At 62.4% G+C, this 12675-nt stretch carries 9 protein-coding genes and 1 pseudogene; all 10 read left to right on the forward strand.

Annotated features, from left to right (window positions below):
* Nucleotides 1-69 precede the first annotated feature (69 nt).
* The 10 genes and pseudogenes from GN300_RS19945 to eutC all read left to right on the forward strand — a co-directional run bounded on the left by GN300_RS19945 (nucleotide 70) and on the right by eutC (nucleotide 12615).
* Nucleotides 70-1284, forward strand: a pseudogene (locus GN300_RS19945) (DUF222 domain-containing protein).
* A gap of 98 nt (nucleotides 1285-1382) precedes the next feature.
* Complete coding sequence (gene mftE, locus GN300_RS19950; protein ID WP_063314732.1) at nucleotides 1383-2075, forward strand: mycofactocin biosynthesis peptidyl-dipeptidase MftE; 693 nt, start codon at nucleotides 1383-1385, stop codon at nucleotides 2073-2075.
* Between the two features lie 97 nt (nucleotides 2076-2172).
* Nucleotides 2173-3570: a mycofactocin biosynthesis glycosyltransferase MftF gene (gene mftF / locus GN300_RS19955; RefSeq protein ID WP_007730153.1), complete on the forward strand. Its 1398-nt coding sequence runs from the start codon at nucleotides 2173-2175 to the stop codon at nucleotides 3568-3570.
* Nucleotides 3567-5048, forward strand: a complete 1482-nt coding sequence (gene mftG, locus GN300_RS19960; protein WP_063314731.1) for a mycofactocin system GMC family oxidoreductase MftG — start codon at nucleotides 3567-3569, stop codon at nucleotides 5046-5048. Before mftF ends, mftG begins: the two co-directional genes overlap by 4 nt.
* A gap of 105 nt (nucleotides 5049-5153) precedes the next feature.
* Nucleotides 5154-6467 (forward strand): helix-turn-helix domain-containing protein, encoded by a 1314-nt coding sequence (locus tag GN300_RS19965; RefSeq protein ID WP_003941954.1) that lies wholly within the window; start codon nucleotides 5154-5156, stop codon nucleotides 6465-6467.
* 143 nt (nucleotides 6468-6610) lie between these two features.
* Entirely contained in the window at nucleotides 6611-8134 is a 1524-nt protein-coding gene (gene adh / locus GN300_RS19970; protein WP_063314730.1) for an aldehyde dehydrogenase, read from the forward strand.
* Nucleotides 8135-8225: 91 nt separating this feature from the next.
* Nucleotides 8226-8786: a DUF779 domain-containing protein gene (locus tag GN300_RS19975; RefSeq protein WP_042922384.1), complete on the forward strand. Its 561-nt coding sequence runs from the start codon at nucleotides 8226-8228 to the stop codon at nucleotides 8784-8786.
* Between the two features lie 165 nt (nucleotides 8787-8951).
* The gene (gene eat / locus GN300_RS19980) at nucleotides 8952-10424 is read left to right on the forward strand and encodes an ethanolamine permease (protein ID WP_003941913.1); all 1473 of its coding nucleotides are present in this window, start codon (nucleotides 8952-8954) and stop codon (nucleotides 10422-10424) included.
* Nucleotides 10421-11845, forward strand: coding sequence for an ethanolamine ammonia-lyase subunit EutB (locus tag GN300_RS19985; RefSeq protein WP_007730162.1), 1425 nt, complete (start codon nucleotides 10421-10423; stop codon nucleotides 11843-11845). Before eat ends, GN300_RS19985 begins: the two co-directional genes overlap by 4 nt.
* Nucleotides 11842-12615 carry an ethanolamine ammonia-lyase subunit EutC gene (gene eutC, locus GN300_RS19990; RefSeq protein ID WP_058227511.1) on the forward strand — a complete coding sequence of 258 codons (774 nt, stop codon included), beginning with the start codon at nucleotides 11842-11844 and terminating at the stop codon, nucleotides 12613-12615. The genes GN300_RS19985 and eutC overlap by 4 nt, the downstream gene beginning before the upstream one ends.
* Nucleotides 12616-12675 lie beyond the last annotated feature (60 nt).

Consider the following 12675-nt stretch of genomic DNA (forward strand, 5'->3'; position numbering starts at 1 on the left):
GTTTTGTCTCCGGTTCTCGAAAGTATGTTCGATTAAACTTTGAGCATGGACAGTCGGGATGCGTGGTAGCTGGATGGTGAGGGCCTCAAGGGGGAGGTTCTGGATCTGGTGCGCGCCCGACACGAGTTGCAGTCGCGGTTGGTGTTGTTGATCGTGGAGGTGTTTTCCCGGGACGTTCTCGGTGGGAAGGGTTTTCGGGCGATCGCGCAGTGGTTGCATGGTTCGACGAATCTGGAGATCGGTGAGTGCAGTCTGCTAGTCGGGTTGGCGCGGTTGTTGATGCTCGAACCTGTTGTCGCGGATGCGTTCCACCGCGGGGATATTGATGCGTTGAAAGCGCGGCAGGTGGCGTCGTTTTGTCAGCATCCACCGAAGAACATGACCCTGGCGGATGTGGACAAGGCTCGCGGGATCTTGTTGGGGTTGGCGTCGAAGAACATCGCCGATTGTGATGCGGTGCGGGCGGCGATTCGGCGGATCGAGAAGCAGTACGGCAAGCGTGAGGACGGCGTTCCGGTCGGCGAGGATTCCGAACGTAACGAGTTCTACGCCTCGAAAGGCTTGTACGGCAGAGTGACTGTGAAGGGTGACCTAGATGCTGTGAACGGGGCACGGTTGATCACGTTGTTGTCGAGCCTGTCGGCGCCGACGCCGGAGAAGGACGGCGTGAAGGACACGCGTACTCCGGCGCTGCGGCGGGCGGACGGGTTCTGCGAGTTGTTGCGCCGGTATGAGCGGGCGGGGTTGGGTCCGATCGAGGGCTGAGTGAAACCACACATCACGGTGACTGCGTCTGCGAAAGACATGACGGACCTGCAAGCGTTGAAAGACCTCCTGCCGTCCACCGAAGAACTCGGATTTGCGAGGGCGGATTGGGTGGGTCCGATCAGTATTGATACTGCCCGGATGTTGGCGCGCGACTGCACCGTCACCCGGATCCTCCTGGATGATAATGGTGTTCCGCTCGACTGCGGTAAGGAAGCGAGAACGGCGACGGTTCCGCAGCGGCGGGCGTTGGCGGTGCGTGATGGTGGGTGTGCGTTTCCGGGGTGCGGGACACCATCGGGGTGGTGCGATGCCCATCATATTGTTCACTGGAACGATGGTGGCCCAACGGATCTCGATAATCTGATCTTGTTGTGCGGTCATCATCACCGGACGCTGCATCACACGGAGTGGCGGGTGGAGATCGGACCGGATCGCAAATCGGTGTTCTATCCACCGATGTCCGTTGATCCGTATCAGCAGCCGATCGGCGGGAACAGCCCACCCACCGCGGCGTGAACCGCGACAACTGACGAATACGCCGGGGCGCAACAATGCCCCGGTGTATCCGCATGCAGTGTTGCGGTGGGAGGGGCTCGCACCAATACGATCGGGGGATGAGTTCTCCGCGTGACCTTGCTGCCATCCCGAGTCCTTCGCTCGAGGGCACTGCGCTCACCGTCGTGGTCCCGGTCGGTTCTTTCGAACAACACGGACCGCACCTGCCTCTCGATACCGACACTCGGATCGCGAGAGCAGTCGCACAGGCTCTGCCCGACGTCGTCGTGGCCCCGGCCATCGAATACGGGGCGAGCGGCGAACACGAAGGGTTTGCCGGCACGATTTCGATCGGTGCCGAGGCTATGGAAACCGTCGTCGTCGAATACGGAAGGTCGGCGTTCAGATGGACGAAGCGGGTGCTGTTCGTCAACGGCCACGGCGGAAATGGTCCCGCATTGGCCAAAGCGGTGGCACTTCTGCGGTATGAGGGGCGTGATGCTGCTTGGGTGCCGTGCGCTGTTCCGGGTGCCGACGCCCATGCCGGACACACTGAAACGAGCCTATTGCTGCACCTTTCGCCCGATTTGGTGCACATGAGCCTTGCTGAGACAGGAAATTTGTCTCCTATCGCGGACCTGATGCCAGGAATGCGTTCGGGCGGTATGGTCGCTGTGTCGCAAAACGGCGTTCTCGGCAATCCAGTCGGGGCTACCGCCGAAGACGGCGCATACATCTTCGGTGAGTTGGTAGGACGCGTGACGGATGGACTGGCCCGGTGGGAGCCTGGTCCAGATGGGAGGCTTCGGTGACGACCACGACCGAGTGGGGGCGGACGGTCCACCTGCGACGGCTTTCGAGGCTGCGACGAGTTGCAGCACGACGGGCTACGTCCCTTACGATCATCTGATGCGACCAGCAAGACTCCCCGACGGCTTCGGCATTCGGTTGGACCCCAAGGTGCGCACGTACTCGGGTGGCCGGGTACTCATCGGCGGATCTCCGACGCGGATGCTCAAGCTGGCGCCGACGGCTGCGGCGATGATCGGTGACGGCTTCCTCGAGGTGGTCGATCAGCAGAGCGCTGCGGTTGCGCGACACCTTCTCGATTCAGGTGTCGCGAATCCTCGTCCGATGTCGACGCCGTCCGCTGCCGATGTCACGGTCGTGATTCCGGTCAAGGACAACCAGGCCGGCGTCGAACGCCTATTGCCCGTCCTCAAGGATCTGACCGTCATCGTTGTCGACGACGGTTCGGAAGTGCCGGTGGAGCCCCGTCGCGCCTGCCCGGGCACCGGCACCATCACAGTGGTCCGGCACGAGAGTGCCCGCGGACCCTCGGCAGCGAGAAACTCGGGATTGCGTTCGGCCCAAACACGTTTCGTAGCTTTCCTGGACTCCGACGTCATACCGCGTGCCGGTTGGCTCGAGTTGATGTTGGGCCACTTCAGCGATCCGGGGGTTGCCCTTGTTGCACCCCGCATCGTCGCCCTCGATCCGTACGGGACGGCGCTGGCGCGGTACGAGAACATGCGATCGTCTCTCGACCTCGGACGCAAGGAAGCTGCGGTGAAGTCGGGCAGTCCGGTCGCCTATGTCCCCAGCGCCGCCGTGATCGTCCGGCGCGACGTGGCACTCGAATGCAACGGTTTCGACGAGAGTCTCGAAGTAGCCGAGGACGTCGATTTCTGCTGGCGACTGCAGGCTGCGGGTTGGCGACTGAGGTACGAACCGGTTGCGCATGTCGCCCACGATCATCGAGTTCAGTTCGACAAGTGGTTCGCCAGGAGAGCGTTCTACGGCACGGGTGCGGCGCCGTTGGCTGCAAGACACGAGGGTTCGGTTCCGCCGATGGCGATGTCGTTCTCGACGCTCTTCGCGTGCATCGCCGCCGCAACACTGACCCGTTCCGGTCTTGCCGGCGCACTCGGCGCTTTGCTGTTTACCGTTTACCGGCTGCGAAAGATGTTCACCGGCCTGAGTCAACCCACCCGGATCGCGGCGATCCTCACCGCGCAGGGAGTTGTCGGCGGATTCTGGCAACTCGCCTCGGCAATGTGTCGTCACTACTGGCCCGTGACGCTCCTGGCGGTGATCGCCTCCAGGCGAATTCGGCGGCTGGCCGTCGCTGCAGCAGTCACCGAAGGTTTGGTGGACTGGTATCGCCACCGTGAGCCAGGCGGGCTGGGACCGGTTCGGTACGTCTTCTTCAAACGAGCCGACGACATCGCGTATGGAGCCGGACTCTGGCGTGGCGCATTCGACGCCCGCGACTGGGCGGCGCTGAAACCTCGAATCACCAAGTGACAGAAGCCGACTACGCAGATTTCCTGGTTGTCGGTGGTGGCACGTGTGGTTGCGTGGTCGCAGCCAGGCTCAGTGAAGATCCATCCGCCACGGTGATGCTCCTCGAATCGGGAAGCGGATATCGATCGGCGCTCGAACTCCCGGACGTCCTGGGTGATCCGTACCGACTGCCGGTCGGACCTGCGAGCGAATACACGTGGACCTATCCGGTCGAACTGACGCCGCGTCGGGCGTCCACAATTGCGCGGGGGCGGACACTCGGTGGATCCGGAGCCGTCAACGGTGCGTACTTCACCCGCGCGACCCGTGCTGATTTCGAGCATTGGCCGAGTTCATGGCGATACGACGACGTCTTGCCGTACTTCAAGAAGTCCGAAACGGATCGTGATTTCGAGAGCGAGTTCCACGGGACCGCCGGACCGATCCCGGTCGAGCGTCGAGCGTGGGACCAACTGCATCCACTGAGCGGCGAGTTTCATGCGGCAGCGCTCGGAGCAGGCTTTCCCGACGACGTCGACAAGAATGCGCCGGACTCGTTCGGGGTGGGCCGAGTGCCACTGAACGTGTCGGATCATCGTCGGATCAGTACGGCGATCGGGTATCTGATGCCGGCGTTGCACCGGCCGAATCTGCGGGTGGAATCCGGAGTGAACGTCATTCGTATCGCGTTCTCGGGTACCCGTGCGATCGGCGTCGACGTTCTCGGCGACGGCAATGTCCGACGCATTCGTGCCGACCATGTGGTCGTGTGTTCGGGTGCGGTGGCGACACCGCACATTCTCCTCAATTCCGGTGTTGGTCCAGCGGAACAACTCGTAGGGCAGGGAGTTTCCGTCGTTCTCGATCGACCGGGCGTCGGACAGAACTTCGTCGACCACCCGGAAGTGCTGCTGCCGTACCATTTTTCGAAGCCCCGCACGATTCGATCGCAGACTCCGGTGCTGGAGACAGCCCTCAACCTCGCTGAGATCGAAATTCGTCCGTACACCGCATCTTTCACCGAACTGGTTCCCGGTGTGCCTCGCATGGACCACGGCGTCGGAGTGGTCCTCATGGCGCCGCACAGCCGGGGAAGCATCGAACTGGCATCGCGGGATCCCGCTGGGGCGCCGCGTATTCGGTACAACTACGTCGCGTCGGCGCACGATCGAGCTGCCATTCGGGAAGGGATGCGGATCGCCGAGAATCTTCTCGAGTCGATCGCCGAGACGGGGTTGATCGATCGCCCCGTCGTGGAGTACACCGATGAGTGGGTCGAATCCCGCCTGGGAACGTCGCTGCATATGTCCGGTAGTTGCGTGATGGGTGCCGAGGCGGACCCGTTCGCAGTCGTCGACGGTCGGTGCCGTGTGATCGGCGCGCAAGGACTCAGTATTGTTGACACGTCAATCCTGCCGACGATCCCGACCCGCGGCCCGCATGCGACCGCGGTGATGGTCGCGGAACGAGCAAGCGCCATTCTGCTCGGTGACGAGTGACCGCGAGGGGCAGCAGGCTGGGTCGGCCGTCATACCGAATGGTCGTTCTCGCCTATGGGCTGTGATCGGCGTTACAGTGGTCCACGGAGCGGAGGAACGCAAAATATGGCACGTGAACAGGCTGTGCCCGGCAACCCGTGGGTGGCGGTCAGGCCAGGCGATGACGTCGCGTTACTCGCGCGGCGACTTTCGTCTGCCCATCAGTCGTTCATCGATGCTCGCGGCGTGCCCGGCCAGGGGCTGACCGACGACTCCCATGTCCGCTCGGTCGTACTCGAGTCCTGGATGCGTAGCCGCAACAAGGGGGTAAATCCCGATGTGGTCGGCAACCCTGAGATGCTCGAAGGGTTGGAGCTCGAAAAATATCGCTCCGCGCATCCCATGTCACTGATCCGTCCGGTGATTCGGAAACTCCTGGTGGAAGATGCTGCCGAGACCGGACTACTGATCGCGATCAGTGACGCACACGGTCGATTGCTCTGGGTGGAGGGTGACAACTCGGCCAAGGACAAGGCGTTGTCCATGAACTTCGTCGAAGGCGCCGATTGGAGCGAAGATCGTGTCGGCACCAATGCGCCGGGAACGGCGCTTGCTCTCGATCACTCCGTACAGATTTTCGGATCCGAGCATTTCAACCGAACCGTGCACGACTGGAGTTGTTCGGCCGCACCCGTCCACGATCCCACCACTGGGCAAATCCTTGGTGCCATCGACATCACCGGTGGTCCCAGGGTTGCGGTTCCCGAAGTGCTGTCACTGATCCGTGCAACTGTCGCGGCCGCCGAATCGGAATTGCGATTCCATCTCTTGAACTCGCCCATCCCGCTCAGTGCTACGGCTCCGCGCCTCGAAACATTCGGTGCCGGCCGGCCGATGCTGGTTCGCGGCGGTGACCGCATCCCGATTTCGCAGCGTCACGCCGAGATTCTCCTTCTGCTTTCCGAACACCCGGAGGGTCTCAGCTCCGACCACCTTGCGGTCCTGCTCGACGAGGGGGAGCTCGACGCAGTGACCATTCGCGCGGAAATGTCGCGGCTTCGTAAGGTTTTCGGTGCCGACCGGCTTGCTTCGCGCCCCTATCGGATCATCACGGAGTTCACGACAGATGTCGGCGATGTGCGGGCAGCGTTGGATCGAGGCGACGCAGCGACGGCGATGAAACTGTATTCGGGCCCGGTGCTGGCGGGCTCGGCGTCTCCCGGCATCGAAGAGGTGCGGGAAGAACTACGCACCAGGGTTCAGGCAGCTCTGCTACGTGGAGGTGACGCCAACCTTCTGGCCCGGTGGACCACGTCGGTGCACGGCCGCGAAGACTCCGTCGTGTGGGAGGCCTACCTGTCCACGTTGGATCCTCAATCTCCGCTGTATTCGCAGGTCCAGGCAAGAATTGATCTCCTCGACCGCCAATTGGGCATCTGAGAATCATCCGCGTTTCTCGCACGCAACGTACTTGCAACGTTGCAACTCCTAGTGTTGTGAATCACACCCCACCGGGGGGTGGGATTGCAGTCACCGATTTGGTGGGTGCGCCCAGGAAGATCACGTTTACATAGGAGCTTGCAATGACCGTGTACGCCCGCCCAGGTACCGCCGACGCGATCATGTCCTTCCAGTCTCGATACGACAACTGGATCGGCAACGAATGGGTTGCTCCGGTCAAGGGTCAGTACTTCGAGAACCCGACACCGGTGACCGGACAGAATTTCTGTGATGTGGCTCGTTCCACCGCAGAAGACATCGAACTCGCTCTCGACGCAGCGCACGCAGCAGCTCCGGCCTGGGGCAAGACCTCGGTCGCCGAGCGCGCGATCATCTTGAACAAGATCGCTGATCGTATGGAGGAGAACCTCGAATCCATCGCACTCGCCGAGTCGTGGGACAACGGCAAGCCGATCCGCGAGACCCTCAACGCCGACATTCCGCTCGCCATCGATCACTTCCGATACTTCGCGGGAGCTATTCGCGCACAGGAAGGTTCGCTCTCGGAGATCAACTCCGACACCGTGGCGTACCACTTCCACGAGCCGCTCGGCGTAGTCGGACAGATCATTCCGTGGAACTTCCCGATCCTCATGGCCGTGTGGAAGCTTGCTCCCGCCCTCGCTGCCGGCAATGCCATCGTGCTCAAGCCTGCCGAGCAGACGCCAGTCTCGATCCTGCACCTCATCGGCATCATCGGTGACCTGCTGCCTGCCGGTGTTCTCAACATCGTCAACGGCTTCGGCGTCGAGGCCGGAAAGCCGCTCGCGTCCAGCCCGCGTATCAAGAAGATCGCGTTCACCGGTGAGACCACCACCGGTCGCCTGATCATGCAGTACGCGTCGCAGAACCTCATCCCCGTCACCCTCGAACTCGGTGGCAAGAGCCCCAACATCTTCTTCTCCGACGTCCTCGCCTCTAACGACGACTACCAGGACAAGGCACTCGAGGGCTTCACGATGTTCGCCCTCAACCAGGGCGAGGTCTGCACCTGCCCGTCACGTTCGCTGATCCAGGAAGACATCTTCGACGAGTTCCTCGCGATGGCAGCCATCCGCACCAAGGCTGTGCGCCAAGGGGATCCGCTCGACACCGACACCATGATCGGTGCCCAGGCCAGCAACGATCAGCTCGAGAAGATCCTCTCGTACATCGAGATCGGCAAGGCCGAAGGCGCCAAGGTCATCACCGGTGGTGAGCGAGCCGAACTCGGCGGAGACCTGTCCGGCGGCTACTACGTCCAGCCGACGGTGTTCACCGGCAACAACAAGATGCGCATCTTCCAGGAAGAGATCTTCGGACCCGTCGTCTCGGTCACCTCGTTCAAGGACTACGAGGAGGCCATCGAAATTGCCAACGACACGCTCTACGGTTTGGGCGCCGGTGTCTGGTCCCGCGACGGCGGAGTTGCTTACCGCGCAGGCCGCGACATCCAAGCCGGTCGCGTCTGGACCAACACGTACCACCAGTACCCGGCACACGCCGCTTTCGGTGGATACAAGCAGTCCGGCATCGGCCGCGAGAACCACCTGATGATGCTCTCGCACTACCAGCAGACCAAGAACCTCCTGGTCAGCTACGCCCAGAAGGCTCAGGGCTTCTTCTGATCTACCCACCGGCACCCGTGAGCCCCTCGCTGCGGGTGCCGGTGAGCAAGACTGCAACACGCGAAACCTGCACAAACACACGGAGGTTGGAATGAGCGCCACGGACACACCCGATACCGGCGCCGTTCCACCCCGGTTGGTGACCACCGCTGGGGCGGCTGACCTCCTGCGCCGCCTCAGCGGGACTCACGGCGAACTGATGATGCATCAATCCGGCGGATGCTGCGACGGCTCGGCCCCGATGTGTTATCCCTCAGGCGAATTCATCGTCGGGGACCGTGACGTACTACTCGGAATCATCGATCTCCGACTTGCTGTCGGAGAGACTCCCGAAGACCTTCCCACCGGAACCGACGCTGTACAGGTCTGGATTTCCGGATCACAGTTCGAAGCCTGGAAGCACACCCAGTTGGTACTGGACGTCGTGCCCGGCCGCGGCAGTGGATTCAGCCTGGAGTCTCCTGAAGGATTCAGATTCCTCAGTCGAGCAAGGGCATTCACACCGGACGAAAACGAAGCACTCGGCGCGTCGAGCATTCTCGTGGGCGCTGATTGGGAAGCGGGCGTGCGTCCTTTGCCCCCGACGGTTCCCCAGGTGGTCGCCGAGGCCGTCGACGCCTGCCCGGTGCCGGGCGCGACCGCCCGATCCTGAGAACGGCAGCCTGAAGAAGATCTGAACAGACTCGGGGCCGCTCACATGACAGCCAGTTAACAGCACGGTCATCTCCAGGCGACCTTCTCCGTACATCGCCCACATACCGTTCATTTCACGCGACGCATCCACCGTGCGTCGTCTCATTCTTGACCGATTCAGAGGATGGACATGTCTCTTTCCGACCACGCAACCGGCAAAAACGCCGGTGCCGCGGGTGCACACCACGACGGCGCAGACTTCCATGCGGAAGACAATTCGTATCTGGAGAAACGAACACTCCGAAAGGGAACAGCAGGGTGGGTGCTGCTTGCGGGGTTGGGTGTCAGCTATGTGATTTCCGGTGACTACGCCGGCTGGAACAACGGTCTGGCCGAAGGTGGTTTCGGTGGCCTTCTCATCGCGGCGGTTGTCATCGCGGGTATGTACCTGGCGATGGTGCTCGGTATGGCCGAGATGTCGTCGGCACTTCCTGCCGCTGGTGGTGGATACACGTTTGCCAGACGGGCCATGGGGCCCTGGGGCGGATTTGCCACCGGCACAGCAATTCTCATCGAGTACTCGATAGCACCCGCAGCGATCGCGACCTTCATCGGTGCGTACGTCGAGTCCCTGAACCTGTTCGGGATCACCGACGGCTGGTGGGTGTACCTCGCGGTGTACGCGATCTTCATCGGCATTCACCTCACCGGCGCCGGTGAGGCACTCAAGGCGATGTTCATCATCACCGCCATTGCACTCGTCGGCCTGGTCGTGTTCGCGGTTTCGGCTGTCGGCCTTTTCGATTCGTCCAACCTCACCGATATCGCCGTCGACACCAGCGCAGTCGGATCGTCGTCGTTCCTGCCATTCGGTCTGCTCGGAATCTGGGCCGCCGTGCCCTTCGCGATCTGGTTCTTCCTTGCGGTCGAAGGTGTACCGCTGGCCGCCGAGGAAGCACGTGAGCCGGAGAAGAACGTCCCCCGCGGCATCATCATCAGCATGTTGATCCTGATCGTCACAGGCGCAACGGTTCTCTTCCTCGCCACCGGTGCGCTCGGCGCAGACGCCCTGTCCACCTCCGGAAATCCGCTCGTCGAGGCTCTGGGGGACAGCGGAGCGGCAAAGGCCGTCAACTACATCGGACTTGCCGGTCTGGTCGCGAGCTTCTTCTCGATCATGTACGCCTACTCACGCCAGACGTTTGCGCTCTCCCGCGCCGGCTACCTGCCGAAGAACCTGTCGGTGACCAACAAGCGCAAGGCCCCCACTCTCGCTCTCGTCGTACCCGGAATCATCGGCTTCGCGCTCTCACTCACCGGTGAAGGTGCAATGTTGCTCAACATGGCGGTGTTCGGCGCGGCAGTGAGCTACGTCCTGATGATGGTGAGTCACATCGTTCTTCGTAAGCGTGAGCCGAACATGCCGCGCCCGTACCGCACGCCCGGCGGTATCGCCACCACCTCGTTTGCGCTCGTGATCGCGGCAGTGTCGGTGGTGGCCACCTTCCTGGTCGATCCCGTTGCGGCATTGCTGACGTTGGTTGCCTTCGGAGTTCTGATGGCGTACTTCGGTCTCTACAGTCGTCACCACCTTGTTGCCAACTCGCCGGACGAGGAGTTTGCTGTACTTGCACAGGCGGAAGAAGAATTGGGATGAGTCGCGGGATGGCCAAGTATCACCAGCAGGTATCCGGAACCAACTACTCGTTCGACGGTCTCGTCGATCTGATGGCAAAAGCGACACCACTGCGGTCGGGTGACGAACTAGCCGGTTGCGCGGCAAGCTCCGACGCCGAACGTGCTGCTGCTCAATGGGTTCTGGCTGATCTTCCGTTGACGGTGTTCCTCGAAGATCTGGTGGTTCCGTACGAGGACGACGAGGTAACCAGGCTCATCATCGACAGCCACGATCGCCTGGCCTTTGCGCCGGTGGCCCACCTGACTGTCGGCGGACTACGAGACTGGTTGCTCGAGACCGCGTCGGCGCCGGAAGCTTCCGCACGGTTGTCCGCCGTAAGTCCCGGGCTCACCCCCGAGATGGTTGCGGCGGTCAGCAAGATCATGCGCAATCAGGACCTGATCGCTGTCGCCAAGGCCATCACGGTCACCGCGGGGTTCCGCACTACCATCGGACTGCCCGGCCGGCTGAGCACCCGACTCCAACCAAACCACCCGACAGACGATCCACGCGGCATCGCGGCGGCCACATTGGACGGTCTCCTGATGGGATGTGGCGACGCCGTCATCGGTATCAACCCGGCGACGGACTCACCCCAGGCCACCTCGGATCTGCTCCACCTGCTCGACGACATCCGTCAGCGATTCGAGATCCCGACTCAGTCGTGCGTGCTCTCGCACGTGACCACCACGATCGGACTGATCGAATCGGGGGTGCCGGTCGATCTTGTCTTCCAATCGATTGCCGGTACCGAAGGCGCCAATTCCGGTTTCGGAGTGAACATTCCGCTCCTGCGTGAGGGCAACGAGGCCGGGCGCTCCTTGAACCGCGGAACGGTCGGCAACAACGTCATGTACTTGGAGACGGGGCAGGGGTCCGCCCTCAGCTCAGGTGCCCACTACGGCACCGGCGGAGCCCCGGTCGATCAGCAGACACTCGAGACCAGGGCATACGCAGTGGCACGTGATCTCGAACCGCTGCTGGTCAACACCGTGGTCGGCTTCATCGGTCCCGAGTATCTCTACGACGGCAAGCAGATCATTCGCGCGGGCTTGGAGGATCACTTCTGCGGAAAACTCCTCGGGCTGCCGATGGGAGTGGACGTCTGCTACACCAACCACGCCGAAGCCGATCAAGACGACATGGACAACCTGCTCACCTTGCTGGGCGTCGCCGGCGCGGCGTTCGTGATCGCGGTGCCCGGCGCCGACGACGTGATGCTCGGCTATCAAAGTCTGGCGTTCCACGACGCGCTGTATGTGCGTAAGGTTCTCGGTTTGCAGCCCGCCCCGGAGTTCGAGACCTGGCTCCACAACTTGGGGATGACCGACGCAAACGGTCGGGTTCTTCCGATCGACGCCGAAATGTCGCCGTTGCGGGCTTTGACGGTGAACTCATGACCGAGGACCAGGCACCGATCCTCGATTTCTGGGGTCCACTGCGCAAGACCACACAATCGCGTATCGGGCTGGGGCGTGCCGGAGATTCGTTGCCCACCAAGCGGGTTCTCGAATTCAAGGCAGCTCACGCCGCAGCCCGCGACGCGGTCCACGAGCCACTCGACTCCGAGACGCTTGCCAGTCGGGTCGAAGGGGTGGGCATCGGGGCGCCGGTGGTGGTGGCGAGCAGCGTCTCCACCCGCAGTGAGTATCTCCGGAGACCCGACCTGGGGCGCCAGCCGGCTGACCTGAGCGCGATCAAGAGCTCCGACAAGGAAATCGGGTTCATCCTCGCCGACGGACTCTCCCCGCGAGCACTGATGGACCACGGCGAGCAACTATTGTCCGCGTTGGTCACGGTGTTGGGGGAGCGGTACTCGATTGCGCCGCCGGTGATCGCCACGAATGCCCGTGTGGCACTGGGTGATCACATCGCCGCCGCGATGGGAGTGCAGACGGCGATCGTCCTGATCGGCGAACGTCCAGGGCTCTCCGTTGCGGACAGCGTCGGGATCTATCTGACTCATCTTCCGCGCGTCGGTCGTACCGACGCGGATCGAAACTGCATTTCCAATGTCCACCCACCCGAGGGACTCGGATACGAGCAGGCTGCTCGTGTCGTCCTGGGATTGGTGACGGGAGCGCGCCAGTTGGGCCGCTCCGGCGTCGACCTCAAGGACACCTCTCGCGCCGACGCCGTTGCGTCGGGAGAAGTGCTGACGCTCGATTAATTGACAACTGCACGGCATACCCGGGTCGATCGACCCGGGTATGCCGTCGTACCCGAATCA

Source organism: Rhodococcus sp. Ni2 (assembly GCF_021352185.1).
Taxonomy (GTDB): domain Bacteria; phylum Actinomycetota; class Actinomycetes; order Mycobacteriales; family Mycobacteriaceae; genus Rhodococcus_F; species Rhodococcus_F qingshengii.